The organism is Pseudomonas sp. GW823-FHT02C02 (assembly GCF_058797635.1).
Genome location: NZ_JBXAJV010000014.1, coordinates 50,399 through 70,802 on the forward strand (window position 1 = coordinate 50,399; position 20,404 = coordinate 70,802).

Genomic DNA, 20,404 nt, shown 5'->3' on the forward strand with positions numbered 1-20,404 from the left:
TGCGATCAGTGCCGCAGCTTCACACGTTTTTCGTTTTTGTGTTCGGGAACGGATGGCGTGGTCACTGTGGAATGGAAGAAGGGCGGCAGGGTTGAGCGGACACAGGTCAGGGCTACCTGGTTGACGAGACTGGCTGCCTGGCTTTCCAGGCGGACATGAAAAAGCCCCTACAGTGGTTACTGTAGGGGCTGCAACAACACTTATACCTCTGCTTGGTTGAGGTTGAGCTCAGGTTCATCCGTTGGATTTTCTGCGTTCAACTGAGCCTCAGCTTCTTCCGCTTTCTTGAACTGCTCCAAGATCGCTTCTAGTTTCTGTTGGTTCTCAGGGGACAGCTGGCTGAACGCCTTGTCTTTTTTGATATCGTCGATCGCCGCTTTCATCGCCGGCGCCGCAGCAGTAACAGCCTTCTTGATCACCTTCCCCGGAACAAAGCGTGGCATTAGCTTTGTCTTGCCGGCGGCTCTCGATCGTGCCAGCGATTGTTCGATGACATCCAAGGCTTTAGGGCCGTGTTCTTTCAGCAGTTCTATAGCGTGCGTGAAAGAAATAAGGTCGTCGCGAACACAGTTCGCGATTTCGGCCGGGCCGTTCATCAAAAGCAAACAATCACTCACTTGCGATGGCCAGAGTTCAAGCCTCAAACCAATCATGGCGTGATCGTCAGGGTGCCAGCGGCTCATACGCTTACACACGATGGCATTTTCGTATGAGGAGAGAGGATCCCCGCTATTTCCGGTTGCCAGATCTTCAGTCAAATCCTGCTCGGATATCGCGTCTTTTACGACTATACATGGAACAGTCTTGATCGGTTTTCCGGCAGCAATAACTGCTAGAACAGCTTCGAGGCGTCGGTGGCCACGTTTCAATTTGAACGAGGTTTTTCCATCACCTTCATCAGTAACGAAGACACTCAATGGGCTGTCTTTGGAAAACCCAAATTCCATCATGTTTTGTTTGAGAATCTCCACCTTCTCGTAGTACTTAGCGTTCTTAACCCGAACGTTGTAGCCGGGGATTACCTCTATGCACCGTGGGTCGATGTTCCAGAGGTCGCTGGAGCCGAATTTAAGTATCGGAACCTCTTCTGCTTCAACAACATCCCGATTTCCGTTGGCCATCGCTTTCTTGATACTGCCCGGGAAAATTTGCAGCCGGAAGTCCAGGTCCATCTGATGCTCAGCTTCAGTTTGTTGCACGGTGATAGCGTCCATCGGAATATCTCCAAAAGTCAAAAATCGTTGAACTTGCTTTCGGTGATGCTAGACAGGAGCATGTAAGCGGTGTCTTGCCCCCGGCCACGATGGTGGGCATTGAGCAGAAAGATTCAACGGCGCGCTGATCATAACAGAAGTATTGCTACGTGTTATGTATCCTTTAAATCGATTCTGGGATAATCGCTATGCGCCAGGCCGTTGGCCTCAAGACGGTATCGCTCGTATCCAGCTCGAGGAGCTCGGTGGTTGGTAACAGTTGAACATCCAAGAAGCTGTTTACCGCCTGCTCAACGTCTGGCTCACTTGACCGGTTTGCATGCGGGCCGATGGCCACCCGCACGGTACCCGTCACCAGGATGAGCTGGGAACCACCGTCGCAATTGCCACGATGAACTACCTTGAGGTCGGTGATCCGCCCATCGACGAGCGCCAGGTCTTGCAGGCCAGCCATCAGCGCCGGCTCGACGAGTAGAGCGGTGATCTGATCCGTCCAATCATCATCGGGGGACAAGGTGCTTTTCACGGATACAAATTTCATGAACCCGGCCTCGAACTTTCGCCACTGTGGTAACGGCGGCAGCGCACCTTGTTTCGACGACCATACCGGCCGATGACTCACCAAGATTTTGTGTGCTGCGCGTGGATTAGGCGCTACCGAGGACCAATGGTGATCGATCTCCGAGCGTGTGTTGGCGATGATCCAGTCCGAGCGGAACGCCCACATTTCGAGAGTGGATGACTGCTCAATGCCGAAAATTGCGCAATTTTTTTGAGCATGCTCCAGCGCCGGCGCCTCGACGATATCCCCGGGCCATTCGAAACGCTCCAGGTCCTTTAACTTGCGCCCGCCATGCCAAAAAGAAAGATCGATGACCACCTGTGGTAGCCAGGCTACGCCGCTCTCGCAAACACTGGGCTGCTGAGTGTCGAGGGTAGGAATGTGCTGCGGGCTGAGCATGGTCAACTCCTTGTCAGAATATTTCCGAATATTAACACTCAACAATACGCGATCAGTATCCGAATCGATTAAACAGTATGTTTGGTGCAAAAAAAAACCGCCTGCGGATGCAGGCGGCTGGTTGATGGTTAATGGGATTGCAGGGCTATCGCAGGGGCCGGCAGCAGTTCTTCGAGGCTGGAACCATTTAGGGCATTACGCAGCATTGTCGCGATGGTCTCTTGCGTTGTGCCGGTGGAGGCGGAGGAAATGCAGGTTGAATATGCGAAAAGCAATCGGTCGGCCACATTGGCGATGTCTGCTTCCGTGGGCGTTTTGACAGTGTTGAAATTTCCGCGGCCATCCCCGAGTCCTGTTTCAAAGGCGGCGACGTTGGCGCAGTACATGGGATCACAAATTCCACGAACCTCGAAGCGAGTGCAGAAGGCTTCCGCAAAGGTGCGAAGTTGTTGCGGTAATACAGCATCGCGAAAGGCTTCCTCGAAGAAGCCAGGGCGTGGTTTTTGGGGGGATAGTGCTGCGGAAGGGGTGTTCATTTGTCGATCTCCTGAGGGGTTACTTGCCACAGGAGAGGTCGCACAGCGGAATGTAATTGGTTAGAGCACCAGGGTAATCAAAACAATCGTCGAAATCCCGATGCCCAGGAGCACTTTGCGGTTGCGGTCGCCGATGTGGATCCCGCGCTGCTTTAGAAAGTGTTCCGCAATGGTCCAACCATCCAGTGGAGGCAGGGGGATGATGTTTGTGACCGCCAGAAGAATCGAACCCTGTGCGGCAACCAGCGTCTGCCAGTTAGGAAACAAGTAATAAACGCCAAAAAACAGAATGCCGGTGAGGGCCGAGATCAGAGGGCCGCCGGCCGCAATGATCGCTCTCTGGCGAGAAGACGCCTTTTCGTAGTCCGTGCTTACCACGTAGGCCCAAAGCGGTATCAAGCCGACCTCGTGAATGATCCCTGACTTCCGGAATGAAAAGAGTTTCACCCCGCCGATGATCAATTTGTCGGGCTTGATGCCCATCTTCTGCATCGGTATCAAGTGACCTGATTCGTGTATGAGTAACAAGAAAACGAGCATCAGCCAGATAACAGCAAAGGCCGCGATGAACATCCCGATGGTCAGCAACATAGCTGTTTTGTCCCCGATATCAATAAGCCATGATTCTTTAGCATCGCTCTGCTTCCTACAAGGAAAACATGCGTCTGGAGAGTCGCTATTTTTCCCATAGGCCCGCGCTGCTCAAATTTCATTATGGCTGCCTGTGCAACATCACCCAAGTGTAAAGCAAACGCACTTGGAGCCCCTATGAACACCCTATTTCAACTCGCTTTCTCTGCACGTGCTGATTGGGCGTTAGGTGTCCTCTTGTCCCGGGAAACCGCTGGGAAAGAGTCCGCCGAAATTAAATTTCAGGAAGCTCGCGATCGTGCCTGGGCGTACGGGTGGGGCGCTTCTTCTGAGCCGTCCGCATTTTTCAATGACGTTCCAGATCTGATGAATGCCTTCCATGCCGGTGCACAAACACTAGCTCTCGATTGCAATCGCTGCTCACTCGAATCAACTATTTGAATGGTGAACAAAATGACTCAACAAGCTACTTTGACTGCAACCGCTGCTCAGCTGTACTACGTGACCCTTCGCTGGCCAAATAACGATGAGGGTTCCTTCTCTCAAAATGTACATGCCACCGATCCCTGGGAAGCATGTGTTCTGACCGCACGGATAATGGCCGAGGCTCGCGAGGAGGAATCCGAAGGTAGTTATCAGGCATTCGAGGACGAGGCTGATCGTGAGGCGTGGATCGCCGAGCGTGCCGCGGACTCAATGGAGTGTTCACTCGTATCGGATTCACTGAAGTGGGATCTATCCGAGCTGTTTGCAGCTGAGCTGTTTCCGGATGGTGTTCGATTTGATATCGACCTCGAGGTGCTGCGCACGCTGGTAACCGCCAATCGTGAACTGCTTCGTGTAAAACCGTCCATTCCTAAACTTGAACTGAAGTTCAAGATGGTTGATTCGGGTAATTGCCGCGTCTACTACACTGACCCGAAAAAACGGTTGCTTTGTTTCCAACTCGCCAGTCGCAAGAAGTTTGAACTGCTGTACTGCACAGGGGACGGTGAGCCTTCGCACACCATCGATCATCTCAACAAGGTCGTTCTCGACTTTCCGCTGAGTGAGCCAGGCATTGCTGCTGATTTCATCGAATGGTGGGAGCTGGTGAACAAACCTGCGCCGACCGTAAACTAACGTTTCACCCAAGCCACTGCATGTCAGTGGCTTTTTTATGTCCGCAGTTTTTGAAATCTATTTTGGATGGACAAAAAACGCCCCGCACTTGCGGAGCGTTTTGTCATCCAGCGAGGGTCAGAAGCCCACAGAGAAGGACACTGTAGCTACATCGCTTGCCACAGCCTTATCACTGTTGAAGCGGTGCCCGTAGGACACACCAACACGTGACGCTTTCACCGGGCCCGCCAACTGCACGCCCAGCCCAACTTCGTCCCAGCGCTCAGTCGTGTCTTGCTTCAGGTCGAAGGTCGAAACGCCCAGCACTTCACCGCTCAGATCATCGTTCGAGTTGTTCAGGCGCTCGACGTGTTTGAGGTTGGCCGACAGGATTGCCTTGTTGCCCAGGTTCAGGCTACCGGTTACGCCAGCAGTGCCGTAGACGTTGTTTTGAGTACGGCTGTCGAATTGGACCGGGTATGGGCCACTGGTTTCGGTATACCCGTCCAGCTTGGTGTCCAGGTAATCGAGACCGACATACGGCATTACCGCGGTGTTGTCTTTAACGATGAACACATAGCCGGCCTGACCCGATACGGCGCGTTGGCTGATGTCGGATTTGCCCTTGGATGCCGAGGTGCCGGCACCGGTCAGGTAGGAGCGTTTGATAGTTGCGTCGCCCTCGGAGATTGCGACGGCGCCTCGAGCGAAGACACCTTGCTTCAGACGGTTGCCGTATTCAACGAAGGCACCGACGGTATTGGTGTCACCTTCTACGCGGTCATCGTGGATTTTCAACGACGAACTCGGGCCTTGGTAGCCGATGCCCGCCACGAGATCCGGCGTAATGCGGTAGGCGATAGTGAGGCCGCCGTAAGTGTTGTCACCCTGTACGGTGCCATTGTGGTGGGTCATTTGGGCGCTGACATTGACGCAGATGCCTTTGGTGTCGAAAGTCGTGCAGTTCAGTTGATCTTGAACGAAGCCCTGCAATTGGTTTTGCATGGCTTCGGCGTACAGGCTGGCATTGTTCAGCGAGTCGCCGAGGTCATACAGGCCGATGACGCCAGTCGGTGGTACTGGGTAAGCAGTGTCGGTGTCGCTACCGCCGGCTGTCGGGGTGCCAGAACCACCAGTGGTGCCACCGCCGGCGCCCGAAGTCGGTGGGGTGGAGTTGCCCGAACCAGATGTCGGTGGAGTGGTACCGCCGGAACCAGATGGCGGGGGAGTAACGACTGGTGGGGTAACAACAGGCGGAGTCACGACCGGAGCCGGTACTGAAATTGGACCGTAAGAGCGCGCAACGAAAGGTTGGTCGCGGCCGTTCAGGGTGCCCATGCCGAACACGGTATTGCCGTCAGCCGAAACTGCGGTGGCAGTGTCAAGGGAGTTACCGGGCAGCAGGGCATAGGACGGGTCATTGTCTTGCAGCCATTGCACCAGCGACTGCATGCCAGTTTCTGCTGTCCAGCGGAAACCGGTAAATACGCTGCCGGTGGTGTCTGCAACGCCAACTACCACTGCTCCATTTGAAGAAATGCCGTTGGCGGCAGAGAGGGTGCCGTTGGAGAGCATCCCCAGCCCCTTTATGCCGGAAGCTTGAGACCAGATGAAAGCTTCGGTAGCAGAATCCGACGAATCGCCAAAGCCGACGATATAGGTGCCGTCTGCGCTTGCTGCTTTGGCGCGGGAGCTGATACCGCCGACCAGAGTGCCCAAACTTTCGGCACTGGCACCATTGATCCAGCGGGTTGCCATGTCGCCGCCCATGTTGCCGTTTTCTGCATAACCGACGACCACATGACCGTCGGCGGAGACACCCAAGGCAAAGCTGTAGGTGCCGTCGCTCAGATAGCCCAGGTTGGTGAGATTGCCGGCGGAGTTCCAGGTTACCGCGGTGAAGTTACCCGTCAGACCATCATTTGCATAACCGGCAATCACGCTGCCGTCTGCCGAAACCCCGAGGGCCTCAGAGGTGAAGCCGTTGTTGAGCAGTTCCATCGCATGAATGCCGGTGCTGTTCCAACTAACAGCAATTACTTTACCGCTCACGCTATCCAGCGAGCTGCCCACGATGACACTGCCATCATTCGACGCCGCATTGGCTGTCGCTTCGTTGCCGAGGCTTGCCAGGTATTGCTTGCCGCCCAGCAGCGTCCATTGGAAAGCACTGGTGATGCCGGTAGAGCTGTTGGTCTGGCCACCTACAAGCATCTCACCGTCGCCCGATCCACCCAAGCGGCTGTTGTAACCATTGATCGAGGTACCCAGGGTAGGGGCGAAGACATCAATGCCATAGTTAGCGGCTTGGGCGGAAGGGGTGCTCAGGCCCAAACCGATAGCGGCAACCAGCAGGGAGAGGCGTGGGTTGAAGCGATTGTTCTTGTCGTGCATGGAGTAATTCGTCCTGGGATTTTGGGGGCGTTCCGAAAAAAAACTCGATAACATGGATTTATAATACTGGCAGATTTGATATCAAATCAATGGTATTTTTAAATTCGGCCAGCCACAACCAAAAAGCCCAATAAAATCAGGTAAATGAAACGGTTTAAACGTGGGGCGATAGCAGGTTTTCGCTTTATTACTCCTCGGTTTTCGAAGGACTTAAGATTCTGTCAGTATCGAATATGCAACCCTGTTCGGCATCACCAGGCTCAAGGCCACCGCAAGTGACCGCTACCCCCTGAGGAGAACAAACATGCTGAACGTCCCAAAAGCTCTGCTGGAAACTCGTGTCAAAAAAGAAACGCTGCATCGTTCTGGTAAGCGTCTGTTGTTGGAAATCGCGGGGGCTCTCCAGCTGTCGCCGGAGTCCTATGACGTTCGCTCTAACAAAGGCGGAAATGGGGTGATGGGCGAGGTGACACTTCATTCGGATGACCTGTACTTGATGGTTCACGTCGCGACTGGTGAGTTGCGGGTGATGTACCGAACCTGCAAAGGCCGAAAAGACTACTGCGGGGGGATGAACCACTACATCGGCGTGCCCGACCTGGCCAGCACCACTGCCAGTGAACGCTTCATGGCAAAGCTGAAGCAGATGTCCAGTCTGGGCATCCGTGAATCCAACCATCAGGCTGCCTGATCAAGGAGTTCGACATGTCGGAGAACCTGGTGCAGTTTCCAGAGGCTTTTGCGCAACGCATCAGCAAGATCATCGGCTACGAACCACCCGCCGTCGGCAACCAGGCTAATGGCTGGTTTGGTGGCTATGGATGTCGCTGGTGTGCGGCCTCTAAGGCGTGGTTCACGGTAGTGCCTTTCGATCAGCGGCAGGTGGCTGAGAAAGTGGCCCAGATGTTCCGTGAAACCGGATTGGTCGATGTGACAATCTCGAACGAGGGTGGCGTCTCTCAAGAAGAAGATGGAAAGGGCCTGCAAGTATCGGCTTACGTGTGAACAATGCAGTATCAGCCGCTCCTTCGGAGCGGTTTTTTTTCGCCTCCAGTTTGCTCGCGCCTGTGCACCATCACCGTAGGCAATGAAAACCTTCTAGGAGATCGACGACATGACGTACACAGACACTCTGGCTGCCTATCAGGCTCTTCTGGCTGGTAAACCCGGGCAAGCTTTACTGATTGGCCAGGACATGGCTTGCAGGCTTCAAGATGGGCATCTTGTTGGCGTATACCTCGACAAATCTGGCCAAGTAGAGAACGGGAGCGCGTTTGACTTTGACGTCAGCGCGTTTGATACCTCCCGCGGCTGTTGGGATTGCGATGACTCGACTTCGGCGATGATGGCGTGGATCACGTCACCAAAATTCGTGGCGTGCAGCGCTTAGTGAGATGGAGCCGCCCCCGTGGGATGGTTGCGCTCAACTCAGTCTAAATCTGCAACTGATAAATGATGCACACAGCCGTTCTCTTTCGCAGAGGACGGCTTCTTTTCTTGTGGGGCCGTGTTGTCCATCTCCATTTTGAAATGACAACGAACTGGAGCTTCACAATGCAAAACAATGATCAAACCTTGTCCCAAAACACTTCTGAAGCCGCCAAGGAGCTGAATGCTACTCCAATGGTTCTGACGGATGCAGCGGGTGAACATGTGCCTGCACCTTACGATCCGGCATTGCTGGCCTTCATTCACGAAGGAACGGAAATCCGAAATCCTTACGTTTCGCCAGATGGTCGCACCCTGGTAAACCCTGTCTCGGCTTACGGGTTCGTTGAATATCACACCGGCGGTGGGTGCATGGCGCTGATGCGTCCTCATACCGAAGGTCGCGTCTTGTACCTCACGCAGGATGGGATCTACATCGCAGATCCACAGGATTGGCGCGAGTGCGTGATCTCAGTTAGCGATGCCGAAGGCAACGATCTCGCCCACTGCGAGCTCGCAGCTGTCCCGTCGTCCAATGAAGCTGGCCACCAAAACGCGTGCGAAAACCCGTTTTGCCCTGAAGAGCTCAAACTTGAGTCCCCCGAGGCTTTGAAGAATCGGTACCGCGTGTGGGCGCAAGAGAACCTGGCAAATGATGATCTGGAGTTTGATGAGCAGGCTTCCGTGTCTCTGTGTGAGGGCGGGGCGTTCGTCCAGGCCAGAATATGGGTGCCGTTCCGAAATTTGCCGGCGCCACCAGATGACGCCGAAGAAGGCGTTTAACCCCCCAGCCGTCCTCATTCGTGAGGGCGGCTTTTTTCTGCCTACTTGCAAACGCTCCAAGGTCGATTGCTGGCTCATGTGAAACATCACAGGCCATACGTTCAATCACTCTGGAGTGCGCTTCATGGCTAACAAGCTTTCTCAAAATGTTCCGTCTTATGCGAAACCGCTGGTCGATGCGCTCGGTGATGGATACCGGTACTCGCCAGCAGAAATGTTTCGCTATTTTCTCAGCGCGGTGATGGAGGTTTGGGGATTCCAGCCCTGGTACCCAACTCCCGTAGAGGCTAGAGAACGGGTGATCATCGCAATTGGTTGCTATGACGACGTGGTGGCCAAGGAGGAGCCTTTCAAAGACATCCTTGGGGCGGTTTACGCCGAGCTCAGCAGCAAAGGTGGCAAACAGCTTTTGGGGCAGTTCTTCACGCCCTGGAACATTGCAGTGATGATGGCCAACTTTGATCCCGAGCCGGTATCAATGGCTCAAGGCCGAAAGGTACTCTCCGATCCTGCGTGTGGCAGTGGCGTAATGCTGCTGGCCAGGGCTAATCAAATTCTCGAAAACCATGGACCAGAAGAGTTGTTCCGGTGGAAGTTTTACGGCTGCGATCTGGACGCGATTTGCGCACGGATGACAGCCATACAGCTCGCCGCCAACTGTGCAGTGCACAGAGTTGAAATAGGAGAAATCCTGATCGTTCAAGGCAACACCCTCGCAAGCTCCGAAAACAAACAGGTGATCCTGCACGCCAGTTCCCCCCGGCGTCTGGCTTTGGCTTCATAATTCCAACTCTGAATCGAGAGAACCTCATGAAAATCCGCAATGTATTGGTAGTGCTGATGGGGCTTTGTGGTTTTTTACCGCTGATTGGTCAGGCTTCTGAAGCCACCGATGCAGTGATGGAAGTAGCCGCTACCCGGATGTCGACGGTTGTACGTGTCAACGGGCAAAACGTTCCTGTGATTTACGTGGGCCAGGTTGATGTCTGTGACTCTGTCGCAATTCAACATGCGTCAGATCGCTACGAGCACTTTCGTGTGTGTGACAACCAGGTAATCCCGCGCAACACTGTTTCCCCCAGTTGGACCGAAGAAGATGGTGGCCGGGCTGTTCTCGCCGCGGTGGTCAGCAACTCGATCCTGTTTGGAGAAGCGAGTCAGACAGACTCGAACGGTTACCTCATTTCAGCCCGTATCCTGGGTGGCTTGAGGACCGATTGTAAAAACGTTGAAGTCATCATCAGCTATGACGGGGACCTGGTCGACAGAGCTCTGAAAAGCGTATGTGGCAAACATAGATAACGCTTCACCGACCCTACCAATTAATGGTGGGGTTTTTTTTGATCAAAAACTCCATCTATGCGCTCGTGTCATGCATTCCCACCCTCTACACGCCCATGTGACGCATCCCTGCTGTACCAGGCCTTCGCAACGTCTGGCCCAACTTTCAGGAGAGTCACGATGCAAAACGCAATCAAAACATTGGTAAGCCATCAAGAAGTGCTGGACGGCTTCGATCAGTCAAAGCTTCCGATCGATCGCGATTCCATTCGCTCTCGCCGGCTACTGCGCATGATTGAACTGGTCGAGGTCCTCAGAACACCTGATAACCAACGGACCATGTGGCAGCTGCTGCTGGACGCAGGGGCTAACCCGGACTACATCCTCATGCGCGACTGTGACGATGATGTTCAAAATGGCCGCCGTCCGGCGATTCAGGTTCGGGTCAATACCTGCAAACACCGCGGATTTGTGGTGCTCGGATACGATGCTGACGATCGTGGTTTCAAACTGCTTTTGCAGGATGAAGGTACGTCGATTGCTCGCGTTACCGTCGAAAAAGTCAATGTTCGCAAGTTGGCCGAAGTCCTCGAGGATCTCGTTGACGACGGTACTCGCCGTTTACCCCAAGCCACAACCAACAACGCGGTGTCTTCCAACGCTGCCATTCAGGGCGACTATCTGCTTCGTCCTTAAAACGTTTCACCCGAGCCCACTCATTGAGTGGGCTTTTTTTTATCGGCGCGGTTACTCGACTTTAAACCCCGGCAAACCCTGAGCCGCACGCCATTCCTTGACTGTTTGGGTGATACCTTCGGCTGAATCATCCGCCTCATCTTCCGGGTAGAAGATCAGGTCAGAACCATCAGGGTGCTCGCTCACCTCTTCAAAGTGGAACACCAGCTTATCCACTTCTGGCTCCGTGCCATCGTGGCTTTTGATGCGCTGTAGCAGGGCGACGAATTCGCTTTCTGTGTATTCACTGAATGTATTTTTCATAATTTTTGCCGGTCTTCCTTGTGAATTTCAGCGTGACGTTTTGGAGTGGCTACGGAGAGGTTATCAACATCGTAAACGGCGCCGCCATGTTGTATGTGCTCTATGTGGTGGATCTCGTAACGACCATTTCCGCCGTTGCGTTCTGCTTTCGGTGCGAACGGAGAATTGCCTTTTGCAAGCCAGTCTTGGTTGGTGGGTTTGAACTGGCTGAGTAGTTCAGGATCGTTGCCTACGGCAGTCCAGAGTGCAGCCCGGAAGTCGTCAAAGCTCTTAAATTTTTGCCCCCGCAACTGATCGGCAATTCTCGTTGGTATTGGTGCGCCAAGTCCTGTGCCAGCGCCACCAAGCCAGATGCCGGAAACGTCTTGACCCTGCCCCGTGACCTCGCCGGATTCATGACGGGCGCTGACAACAATGTACAACGGCTGCACGCCAGAGCCGGCTGGGAACACCAGGATATAGTCGTTATAGGCGTCCGGGTAAATCGGGCTGACAATGATGTTGTCAGCCTGTTCGGTGGGTGGATAAATCCAAATCTGAGGTGCTTGAGGTGCACCCTCTAACGGTGGAATCCCCGAGATGCTGGACGGGTCAACGGCCGGCGTCCATATAAGCGTCACGCCGTTGCCAAAGTCGGCCACTTGCTTAGAGCCTTGAGCAACGAACTGCACTACAGGAATCATTTCCCATTCGCTGCGCTTCTGGGTGTTATACCCGTAGCCTTTCAAGGTTCCATCGGCCTGCTGTTCAATGTGCAGGCGGACACGCGTTCGGGCTTGCTTGAGTGACTGGAGCTGTTCTTCCGTGTATAGGCTGCTATCGCCCAAGCTCGAAGACCACAGCAACATAGCCAGTCCCCCTAGAGCTCCAGCAGCAACACCAGCAGTAACAACCCCAGCACCGCCCGCAGCGCTCGCCCCCGTCCCAGCGGCAACAGTTGTTCCGGCGGGGCAGAGGCCACCACAGGTCAAACTAGCAGCAGTAGCAGTTCCGCCTAATAGAAGTGTTCCCAGGGCAGTCGGTACGGCGCTACCACCGATCTTTTTGAGGGGAATATTCCCGTCTGCGTCTGTTTCACGACCTCCAAGAATGGCGAACTCGCCGTAGTTGGCCACTTTCTCAACAGGGATAAACCCGGCGGGTTTCTTGTAATCGATTACACCATCAGAGAGGTCACAGCTCTTTGCGAACACACAGCCCACGGTTTTGGGCTTTGCGTCATCCGTCGGTGGGAGGTCTTTGTATTCCGCCCAACGTTGGGCGTGGATATCAACAGGTTCAACGCCGCTATTGCGGTAGCCCTTCGGCGGGTTGGGTACGTATCCGCTCATTTGAGCTTCCTTTTCATCCTTGGGGAATCCAGCCTATAGCTGGGGCAGAATGACGTTACTTGGAAGCATTAGCGCAAGCTGTAGGACAAATCCATAATGTCATGCTCCGCTTTCCTTTCCATGTCATAGCTGGGGGCAGGATAACCGCTCTATTGCTAAGTACTGAATGGTGGCGATTGGCCGCTTGCCCGAGAGATCTGGAATCTCACAGCCAACCGATGCCCTAATTGCCGGCGCAGAAAGCTATACACCGATGTGAGTCATCTCCTCGAGCAAGTTCAAACCTTTCAGGAGAGACCCATGACAACGACATTTAAGATTCGATTGACTGAGACGAAACTGCGGACGATGGATATAGAGGTCGAAGCTGAAAATGAGGAAAGCGCCATAGCAGCAGCGTTGGTCGAATCCAAAATCACCGGCGACGCTGAATGGGATCTACAAGACGAGCCCATCACTGTAGACGCTGTGGTGGTCGATAAGGAAGAATCATAAATGTGTCCAGGCGCATCACACTGGAAATCGAACACCAATGTTCGAAGGATCTGAACGCATTACCGAAACCCACTTCTTGAGTGGGTTTTTTTCTGCGCGGGATTTGCCGTAGGCCGACAGCTCACCCAGGGCGGTTATCAACCATCAACCGGTCAGCCGGGTAGGGCTGCATGAAACTCATGGTTTGCTCGACGCTTGAATTGAGCCAGTCCGTGATCAGCCCATTGGGCAAAATAACGATGGAACGCTTTTCATCATTCGGTTTGTGAAACGCGTTCATGAAGGGGTGTGCGTCAGCGTTTATCGTCAGCATTGTGTAGGAGTGGACGACTTGCCCATCTTGGTCTTTCCACCTCTCCCAGAGACCCGCGACCGCCATAACACCGCCATCGGTACGGGTGATCCTGGTAGGAACTGCTTTACCGCTTCGCCAGTCCGGCTCAAAAAAGGCGGAAATGGGGATGATGCACTTTTGTCCCTTTTTCCAGGCTGACTTGAACGATGGTTTGGTACTTGCCGTTTCTGAACGGCAGTTGTAGGTCTGACGTCCTAGTTTGCGATCCTTCGCCCAAAACGGTAGCAAGCCGAACTGGCCAGTGAGGGCTTCAAGCTCGGGCAGATCGTCCTCGCGCGCCTCCTCAGGACGCAGGCGGATGAAGGGCCCCATGTAGGTTGGCCACAAGTCTATTGGCAATTGTGAATCGGGGGCCACGCCGAAGCCGGCCAGCAAGCGCTCGTTCTCTGGTGCCTCGTAGTGGGAGCACATATAGGGGATCCTTTCTTGTGTCGTTCACAGCATAGACCGCATCCTGCGCAGAATTGTTTGATTGTTCCTTTGTATTTGGCACAAAAAAACCGCTGACCGAAAGGCCAGCGGTGGGTACAACGTTATTCAGCTACGAGCGCTGTGTGTATGGAACGTTACCTCATCCATGCAAGCAAAGAGGGTGCCCACGCGTTCCTGAAACAGGTGCAGAGCGATCTGTTTAAAGCGTACCTCGGTATCAGATGAGGGGGTATCGTCGAAGGTAAAACAGACTTTGCCACCGTACTTGCCTTGGTTGTACTGCGGCTGGATGTCGACGGTGGCCAACAGCTTTCCTTTCTGCTTGATGTGCCGGCCTTGGAATTCGAAGGCACATGTCTTTATCAGCTCTCGGGCCTTCGCCGCGGTGATGGGTTTGATATCCGCATCGCCGTCAGGCAGCAAAGTGATTTCATAGGTTTGCACCTTCTCGAACGAGTTGAGTGCGCATTCAACAAACTCGGTAGTCCGCGGATGCAGACCGATCGAGGCGAGATGCGTACCGTTCTCGCGGAGGACCCAGACGTAGCGACCACCCACCGTGCCAGTGTTGGCCAGGTGATCGCGATCGAACTGATAGAAGTCCTGGCGGTAGCCGGTGAGGATGCACTGCTCGGATTCAACGATGGCGGTCATGCGATCAAAGGCGTTCTGAAACTTCATGGTTCATCTCCTGAAAGGTTTGCGTTACCCATCGAGATGCAACACATGCGCGTACAAACCTGAGTGGCCCCGGGCGACGTGTAATCGCCTGTTCGTCATACCTGATTGCAAGTTCAATCAATCAGGAAGCTCCCCCAGAATGAAAACTCCCAAAGGCTATGTCTCAGTAACCCACCTTCAAGACCTGCTGTCGGCTCTCATTGCGCACAACGATGAACTCGATGAGGCTGAGCGTCCCCCAGAAGGTGATGATTACAACGACATCTACAACATGTCCGTCGCCAAACTGAGTGCATTGATCAACGATGCCGGCTCGGCTTCCCCAGAGGAGGCGAGTTGCGCTGAAACGATCACCATTAACCAGGTGCGCACCGAACCCCAAACCCAACCGACCTATCAGGTTGGCGCGGTATTGATGGCAATCGTTTTGCGCATTCGCCTCGCTGATGCGCGTGCCCTTGTCGCTGCGTATGAGCGGTGCTGGCAGGAGCAAGCTAACGGTAATGCCGGGAGCCAGAATCGAGTCAGCAATGACTTTGCCAAGCTCACCCAAGAAATCGCCGGCAGGATGGTGGCGAGTGATCGTCAGTACGTAGAAACGCTGTTGGCGCCGCCGCAGTTCAAGCAGACCGCATAACCCACCCTAAGCCCGGCTCTTATGCCGGGCTTTTTCATTTTCCAAACCCATGTTGCCCATCTCCAGCTACACAGCTAACAGGAGATCCCAAATGTCCCACTTCCAGAAGAAAATCGATCGACGCAGTAAAGAGTCGATGGTTCAGTTTCTCAAAGACCATTTTCGCTACAACACCATGAACAGTTGGAACGGTTCGACCAGTTATGCGCACTGCATCAAGCTGCATAACCTGGGGCTTACGGCCGAGCAACTGGACAAGGCATACGACGTAATCCGCACCGATATCTGGGATGAACTCGATGTTCAGATCCAGGACTTCGTCACCCAGATGCACGGGGCTTACACGATCGGAACCAATGGCCGTTCAAGTGGGTACCTGGTGCTTTACAGTAGCGAATGGAAATCGACGGGCTACAAGTCCTATTGCCGTACCTGTTACCAGCGCAACTATCAAGCCTGCGGCAACACCGACGGTGACAATACCTGTGGCGCATGTCGCGCAACCGGTGACCAAGGACGAGTGAACTACGCAACACCGCCCCGCCAACTCAGTGTCTCTTCTGCCGGCATCGACGACGATCTGGATTTCGAAGACTGGTCGATGGAGCAGTTGAAGGCTCGCGTCAATGTCGTTGAGGCGTTTGACAGCGCCTGTGATGACATTCGTGTGGCCTTTCTGGACATGCTGGAAATGGACGTGGTTGAAGAAACGATCATGGTTCCTGAAAAACGCTACGTCCTCCAGGCGTCGCATGCACAATAACCCCACGACCGCTGGCCTTTTGGCTGGCGGTTTTTTTTTGGCAGAGCGGGGTGGTCGGCGAGGATTGTGTCCAAGGCTATTGATTGCCACTATGGATTAATGCCGCAACTCAGCGCGAACCGGTCAAGGGCATTCGGGCTGACGTCGAGCACACCAAAATTCCGTACGCATGAACAATGGAAGCCTCATGAGAGCAATGCTTTTCGCAGTAGTAGCAACCCTGTCTAGTCACGCCTTGGCGGCTGATTCCATCTACATCAACACTGAGCTGACGCGTAACGGTGTGACTGTCGATAATTTTGCCGGTCTCACCACTGGCGGCTTCACACAGCCACACCGCAATGTCGAGGTCATCAAGTACAGAGACGGCATCGTAAAAGGCAAGGTAGTAATGGCGCAGTTGGAGGTTGGCACCACGGCATCCATCACGCCGGTTGTCACCAGCGACGGAAGTATTCAGGTGGTGTTCGACATGAACTACGTTCGCCTGGATGAGATGCCCACAGCCAACCTCGGGGGTACGTACATCGACCAACCGAAAACGGAAGGCGTTAGGTTTGCTCACACGGATACCATTCCTAACGGTGGAAAGCAGGAATACAAATCCATCGAGAACGGGGTTACGTATATTTATACCGTATCGGCCACAAAGCAGTGATCATTGAGCACCCTGTTTACCTTTGAGTTCACCGCAGCCATTCATGGAAACACAGGACCTCGACAAATGAGTCAGCTTCTCGGAACGTTACTCACCACTGTCGAACAGTGGCGAATCCGCAATCCGGATCGCCATGGTGGTGTGGTGCTGGTTTGGCAGGGTGAGGTGTATGGATGAAGAATAAACTACGGGACGCGGTCCACGAACGTCCCGGGGCCTACGCAGTGGATGAGGCCGGTCACGTATTCATTGCAGAGGGTGGCGATGACCGAAACGGTGCCAAATGTTGGGTTGTGGTCGACCTGGCCATCTGAACCCGGGAACGATCACCTGGTCGTTCTCGGCGATCACAAAAAAGCCCCGACCGAAGTCAGGGCTGGTGGAGCGTTTAAAGGAATCTGTGCAGCTTATGCCGCCACAGGTTTAGTGATCTGTTCCAGAATGTCCTCGAGCGGCATGCTCGACAGGGTTTTTAGATCATCGTTGTCATCGAGCAACCGGGCACGCAAGGTGTCCAGGTAGGCGTCGAGTTGAGTGCGGGTATGCAGCTTGATGGAAATCATCAGCAGCCTGAAGGCCAGCTCAGCTTCGTTTTCCAGGTTGTCGGTGCGGTTAACGTAGTCCTTGAGGAAATCCAGGATCTCCCCAGTCCACGGAATCAAACCGAGATCTTCATCTGCTGCATCGTCGCCGATCGACAGTTGTGCTCCGTAGCCAGCGTTCAAACCCTCGCTGACGGCGTTGAGTGCCGGCGTCAAGGTTTCCCAGTCATAGCCTTCATCTTCGTCGGACTGCTGATTCAATTTATGCAGCGTTCGCAGAGCGTTGTACTGCGCCGGAAACAAGAAGTGCATTAACGCTTTTGGACCTTGCGCGACGACTGCCGAGAGGCTGGCAACCACCGCTTTTTCCTCGATCAGATCCGGGTTGCCAGCAGCCAGTGCGAACACCTGCTGAAGGGCCGATTCGATCACCGCCGACGGTGCGTCTTCCGGCGTGAGGACTTTCATCTGGATGAACTGGAGTATCACCGATTCGCCCCAGCTGTTGTTGCAGTGAAACGAGTCGCCAACCCAATTGCCGTCGGCGATGCCTTTTTCCGTGATGATGGTATGACAGCGTCCTTGGTTACCCCAGATCAATTGCAGCACCAGGTCATCAACCAGAGGTTCCGGGGCATCCAGCTGCACTGAGCAGCACTCAGTGTGCCCCGATTTCAATGTCAGACGTACGTGACAAGCCGCGGCGGCGATGCGGATGAAGCTGTTGCGCTTATTCGAGTGAGTCATGTGTAGCCCCTGAAAGAAAGTTGAACGTGCACCTCAGGGATGCATCACAGGGGCGTGTAGCGGGGGAGGTGCCTCCTTTCTGTTCGGTGCCTTGGCTTTTGCTTTGGCACCAGTTGCGACTTGGCCACGTCGCTGGCCAGCGCCTAACACAGCAGCATTGCTCACCTTTTCCAGTGTTAAAACAGGCATGCAGGGTGCCAAAACCTCCGCTAGAATCCCATTTCAGCCACATGCAATTAACAGTCAGAGCTTCATCTTCCTGACCGAGGCCTGGACCTGCGGAGTGAACCATGAGTGCGCACGACGACCTGTTCAAAACCGACCCAACTGCCTGGGATACCGATCCCAAGGCCACGTTTGAGCAGTGGATGAGCCAGCAGCCAGGCCGCGGCACCTCACGCGCTCACATCAGAATCTCATCCGCCGAGGTCTATCGAGCTCAATGGGGTCGCTTTGTCGCCTGGATTGAGCAAAAGGGCATTAAATTGAGCGAAGTGGATTCAGTCGCCATCAGCGCGTTCCTGGAAAGCTTGGACAACAATCGGCCGCAGCGTGACCGGTACCGCAAGTTGATCCAGCGGGTGCTGGCCGACTTGATCAAGAACACCGCCGAAGTGGGCTTCCTGAACCCGGCCGCACAGGCAATGCGTGAAGAAGGAGCAAAATGGAAGGAAGCGGATGGAAACCTGCCTACGAGCTTTCTCAATCAGGCTGAGCGAGCTTTGCTGGCCAATCACCTGATTTCGCCGATCACCGCGGAGAAAGAGCGTGATCAATGGCGTGAAGCGCGGGATCGGGCGATCGTTGGTTCGTGCGTGGGGGCTGGGCTCAAGGTCGCTGAAATCGTGGCTCTGACTGTTAATTGCATCGACTTGCGTGGAGACCATTGGATTACCCTGCGCGACAAACGATCGCAGTTTTCCCACAAGACTCGGCCGTTCGACTATGCCGTTCAGGCACTCACCACCTGGTTGCATCATCGGGAGAGGATGGCCACTGAAGGGAATTTGCTGTTTCCCTCGGACATCAAAACCATCATCAAAAATGGCAAGCCCGTCACCAGCATTCACCCGTCCACAATCGTGCGCATCACAGAGTCGGTGATCGAAGAGTCGGGGGTCAAAGCGTTACGAGGAGATGAGCATCGCGCCAGCCCGCAAACGTTGCGTAACTCGTACGCGGCGGAAATGTTTGAACAGGGAGAGTCGCCGGCGCATGTCGCCCATCTAATGGGCTTTGTTCAAATCGTCTCAGCTGAACGGTTGTTCGCATCCTGGCAGATGTGGCGCAACAGCTGAAGAGCACAATACAGAGGAAAAGCAGTAATGCAGCAGCCCCAAACCGAGTGCTATAGAAGGGTGCCAGTGTCGCGAAGGGAAGTTATGATGGCGCAGAAACGAAAACACCGGCTCTAGGCCGGTGCGGATGTTTCGTAGGTCTTTGTGAAGGGTCGTAGGCAAGCCCATTGGAGCCCCACACCAACCTTAGGCATCAGGATATTCATGGTTGACGCACGTGTCAACCCACAGCAGGTATAGGAAATTCCTAAGGGACCAGAATGCCCAAAAGCTTGATCTATCGTCCAGTCCTTATCGACGGCCTGATAACCAACCACCGCATCGGCAGCTATGCACGGGTCTTTAATACCCGGAACGACCTTGAGTTGATGGGCGTCTACCTGTGGAACTTGAGCGTGTGTGCGGCATTGTATCCACTCGTTAGCTCCGCGGAAGTGACGCTTCGCAATGCGATCGACGCGGCGCTTACGGGAGATTTGGGCCGATTTTGGTGGAAAAAGACGAAACTCCACTACAAATCATTTGTTCCCAACACCAATGCTCCCTATCCGGTTAATTTTCTCTACGGGAATTTTGATACTGCTGCCGGGGCGGTGATCAGGGAAGCAAGAGTCCGACACAACCGAAACCGTCATACGCCGCTGCACCACGAAGTCGTTTCAAAAACAGAATTCTCCACCTGGGAGTTCATCCTTGATGCCGAGTTCATGGGGAACAATCTTATCTGGCCAAAGAATCTCGGTAAGGTTTTCACTGGGCCTTGGCCGTCGCAACAAGCGTCGACGACACTCACGTACCTGAAAGACCTGGTGACAACCGTCAGGGAGTTCCGGAACAGGTTGTTCCATCATGAACCGGCATGGAAACGCTTCGGGGTACTCAACGAAGCCAACGCTCTTGCCCACCTGGTTGAAAAAATCAGAAAAATTGAGGAATTAATTACCCTCATTTCACCTGAGAAAACCGAGCTTTTGCGCAAAAACGGCATTCTGCAACGCGCATACAGTGCCTGCACGTCTGCGGAGATAAGAAGACACCAGCACGCGGGCGTTATTCATAAAGTGGCCAGTATGAGCAAGCTGGCACACGTCGTCGAGCTGGCGCATCTCAACAGTACGATGGAAAAAATCTGCATTTACGGAAAATCCAAGCGGGTGTTCACGATCAGCTAGGCGGT

24 protein-coding genes and 1 pseudogene are annotated in these 20,404 nt (G+C 54.1%); 15 read left to right on the forward strand and 10 right to left on the reverse strand.

Going from position 1 to position 20,404, the window contains the following annotated elements; translation table 11 throughout:
- Nucleotides 1-200 precede the first annotated feature (200 nt).
- From AC1ROI_RS22885 to AC1ROI_RS22900, 4 genes are all read right to left on the reverse strand, one after another.
- Nucleotides 201-1,214, reverse strand: coding sequence for a ParB/RepB/Spo0J family partition protein (locus AC1ROI_RS22885; protein ID WP_102599528.1), 1,014 nt, complete (start codon nt 1,212-1,214; stop codon nt 201-203).
- Between the two features lie 163 nt (nt 1,215-1,377).
- Nucleotides 1,378-2,175, reverse strand: coding sequence for a hypothetical protein (locus AC1ROI_RS22890; protein ID WP_102599527.1), 798 nt, complete (start codon nt 2,173-2,175; stop codon nt 1,378-1,380).
- A 128-nt stretch (nt 2,176-2,303) separates the two neighbouring features.
- Nucleotides 2,304-2,711, reverse strand: a complete 408-nt coding sequence (locus AC1ROI_RS22895) for a hypothetical protein (RefSeq protein ID WP_102599526.1) — start codon at nt 2,709-2,711, stop codon at nt 2,304-2,306.
- A 60-nt stretch (nt 2,712-2,771) separates the two neighbouring features.
- Nucleotides 2,772-3,302: a site-2 protease family protein gene (locus AC1ROI_RS22900; RefSeq protein WP_102599525.1), complete on the reverse strand. Its 531-nt coding sequence runs from the start codon at nt 3,300-3,302 to the stop codon at nt 2,772-2,774.
- Between the two features lie 177 nt (nt 3,303-3,479).
- Here AC1ROI_RS22900 and AC1ROI_RS22905 point away from each other — a divergent pair, with 177 nt between their 5' ends.
- Both AC1ROI_RS22905 and AC1ROI_RS22910 read left to right on the forward strand, forming a co-directional pair.
- Nucleotides 3,480-3,743, forward strand: coding sequence for a hypothetical protein (locus AC1ROI_RS22905; RefSeq protein ID WP_102651205.1), 264 nt, complete (start codon nt 3,480-3,482; stop codon nt 3,741-3,743).
- A gap of 12 nt (nt 3,744-3,755) precedes the next feature.
- Nucleotides 3,756-4,424: a hypothetical protein gene (locus AC1ROI_RS22910; protein ID WP_146013507.1), complete on the forward strand. Its 669-nt coding sequence runs from the start codon at nt 3,756-3,758 to the stop codon at nt 4,422-4,424.
- 117 nt (nt 4,425-4,541) lie between these two features.
- Here AC1ROI_RS22910 and AC1ROI_RS22915 read toward each other — a convergent pair whose 3' ends face one another.
- Nucleotides 4,542-6,797: an autotransporter domain-containing protein gene (locus AC1ROI_RS22915; protein WP_102599523.1), complete on the reverse strand. Its 2,256-nt coding sequence runs from the start codon at nt 6,795-6,797 to the stop codon at nt 4,542-4,544.
- Between the two features lie 304 nt (nt 6,798-7,101).
- Here AC1ROI_RS22915 and AC1ROI_RS22920 point away from each other — a divergent pair, with 304 nt between their 5' ends.
- The 6 genes from AC1ROI_RS22920 to AC1ROI_RS22945 all read left to right on the forward strand — a co-directional run bounded on the left by AC1ROI_RS22920 (nt 7,102) and on the right by AC1ROI_RS22945 (nt 10,985).
- Nucleotides 7,102-7,488: a hypothetical protein gene (locus tag AC1ROI_RS22920; protein WP_102599522.1), complete on the forward strand. Its 387-nt coding sequence runs from the start codon at nt 7,102-7,104 to the stop codon at nt 7,486-7,488.
- A 14-nt stretch (nt 7,489-7,502) separates the two neighbouring features.
- Nucleotides 7,503-7,802 carry a hypothetical protein gene (locus AC1ROI_RS22925; protein ID WP_102599521.1) on the forward strand — a complete coding sequence of 100 codons (300 nt, stop codon included), beginning with the start codon at nt 7,503-7,505 and terminating at the stop codon, nt 7,800-7,802.
- A gap of 549 nt (nt 7,803-8,351) precedes the next feature.
- Complete coding sequence (locus tag AC1ROI_RS22930) at nt 8,352-9,008, forward strand: hypothetical protein (protein WP_102599519.1); 657 nt, start codon at nt 8,352-8,354, stop codon at nt 9,006-9,008.
- 124 nt (nt 9,009-9,132) lie between these two features.
- Nucleotides 9,133-9,792, forward strand: a complete 660-nt coding sequence (locus tag AC1ROI_RS22935) for an N-6 DNA methylase (protein ID WP_102599518.1) — start codon at nt 9,133-9,135, stop codon at nt 9,790-9,792.
- Nucleotides 9,793-9,818: 26 nt separating this feature from the next.
- On the forward strand, nt 9,819-10,310 hold the full coding sequence (locus tag AC1ROI_RS22940; RefSeq protein WP_207235033.1) for a hypothetical protein: 492 nt from the start codon (nt 9,819-9,821) through the stop codon (nt 10,308-10,310).
- A gap of 159 nt (nt 10,311-10,469) precedes the next feature.
- A complete protein-coding gene (locus tag AC1ROI_RS22945) occupies nt 10,470-10,985 on the forward strand; it encodes a hypothetical protein (protein WP_102599517.1) in 516 nt (171 codons plus the stop codon).
- A gap of 51 nt (nt 10,986-11,036) precedes the next feature.
- Here the strand turns inward: AC1ROI_RS22945 and AC1ROI_RS22950 are convergent, their stop codons facing one another.
- Together AC1ROI_RS22950 and AC1ROI_RS22955 are read right to left on the reverse strand one after the other, a co-directional pair.
- Complete coding sequence (locus tag AC1ROI_RS22950) at nt 11,037-11,288, reverse strand: bacteriocin immunity protein (protein WP_102599516.1); 252 nt, start codon at nt 11,286-11,288, stop codon at nt 11,037-11,039.
- Nucleotides 11,285-12,619, reverse strand: coding sequence for a pyocin-S2/colicin E7-DNase domain-containing protein (locus AC1ROI_RS22955; RefSeq protein ID WP_102599515.1), 1,335 nt, complete (start codon nt 12,617-12,619; stop codon nt 11,285-11,287). The genes AC1ROI_RS22950 and AC1ROI_RS22955 overlap by 4 nt, the downstream gene beginning before the upstream one ends.
- Nucleotides 12,620-12,919: 300 nt before the next feature.
- On the opposite strand from AC1ROI_RS22955, the gene AC1ROI_RS22960 reads away from it, so the two are divergent.
- Complete coding sequence (locus tag AC1ROI_RS22960; RefSeq protein WP_102599514.1) at nt 12,920-13,114, forward strand: hypothetical protein; 195 nt, start codon at nt 12,920-12,922, stop codon at nt 13,112-13,114.
- 121 nt (nt 13,115-13,235) lie between these two features.
- Here AC1ROI_RS22960 and AC1ROI_RS22965 read toward each other — a convergent pair whose 3' ends face one another.
- On the reverse strand, nt 13,236-13,880 hold the full coding sequence (locus tag AC1ROI_RS22965; RefSeq protein WP_102599513.1) for an SOS response-associated peptidase: 645 nt from the start codon (nt 13,878-13,880) through the stop codon (nt 13,236-13,238).
- A 126-nt stretch (nt 13,881-14,006) separates the two neighbouring features.
- Nucleotides 14,007-14,582, reverse strand: coding sequence for a hypothetical protein (locus AC1ROI_RS22970; RefSeq protein ID WP_102599512.1), 576 nt, complete (start codon nt 14,580-14,582; stop codon nt 14,007-14,009).
- Between the two features lie 139 nt (nt 14,583-14,721).
- Here AC1ROI_RS22970 and AC1ROI_RS22975 point away from each other — a divergent pair, with 139 nt between their 5' ends.
- From AC1ROI_RS22975 to AC1ROI_RS22990, 4 genes and pseudogenes are all read left to right on the forward strand, one after another.
- Nucleotides 14,722-15,219, forward strand: a complete 498-nt coding sequence (locus AC1ROI_RS22975; RefSeq protein ID WP_102599511.1) for a hypothetical protein — start codon at nt 14,722-14,724, stop codon at nt 15,217-15,219.
- Nucleotides 15,220-15,310: 91 nt separating this feature from the next.
- A complete protein-coding gene (locus AC1ROI_RS22980) occupies nt 15,311-15,982 on the forward strand; it encodes a hypothetical protein (RefSeq protein ID WP_102599510.1) in 672 nt (223 codons plus the stop codon).
- 187 nt (nt 15,983-16,169) lie between these two features.
- Nucleotides 16,170-16,640 carry a hypothetical protein gene (locus AC1ROI_RS22985; RefSeq protein WP_173678007.1) on the forward strand — a complete coding sequence of 157 codons (471 nt, stop codon included), beginning with the start codon at nt 16,170-16,172 and terminating at the stop codon, nt 16,638-16,640.
- Nucleotides 16,641-16,706: 66 nt separating this feature from the next.
- Nucleotides 16,707-16,954: pseudogene (locus AC1ROI_RS22990) on the forward strand (antirestriction protein ArdR).
- Nucleotides 16,955-17,047: 93 nt separating this feature from the next.
- On the opposite strand, the gene AC1ROI_RS22995 reads toward AC1ROI_RS22990, so the two are convergent.
- A complete protein-coding gene (locus AC1ROI_RS22995) occupies nt 17,048-17,929 on the reverse strand; it encodes a hypothetical protein (protein WP_146013508.1) in 882 nt (293 codons plus the stop codon).
- Nucleotides 17,930-18,219: 290 nt separating this feature from the next.
- Between AC1ROI_RS22995 and AC1ROI_RS23000 the strand changes: the two genes are divergently transcribed.
- Nucleotides 18,220-19,227: a tyrosine-type recombinase/integrase gene (locus tag AC1ROI_RS23000; protein WP_102599508.1), complete on the forward strand. Its 1,008-nt coding sequence runs from the start codon at nt 18,220-18,222 to the stop codon at nt 19,225-19,227.
- A 260-nt stretch (nt 19,228-19,487) separates the two neighbouring features.
- Complete coding sequence (locus tag AC1ROI_RS23005; protein WP_102599507.1) at nt 19,488-20,399, forward strand: CAAX protease; 912 nt, start codon at nt 19,488-19,490, stop codon at nt 20,397-20,399.
- Nucleotides 20,400-20,404 lie beyond the last annotated feature (5 nt).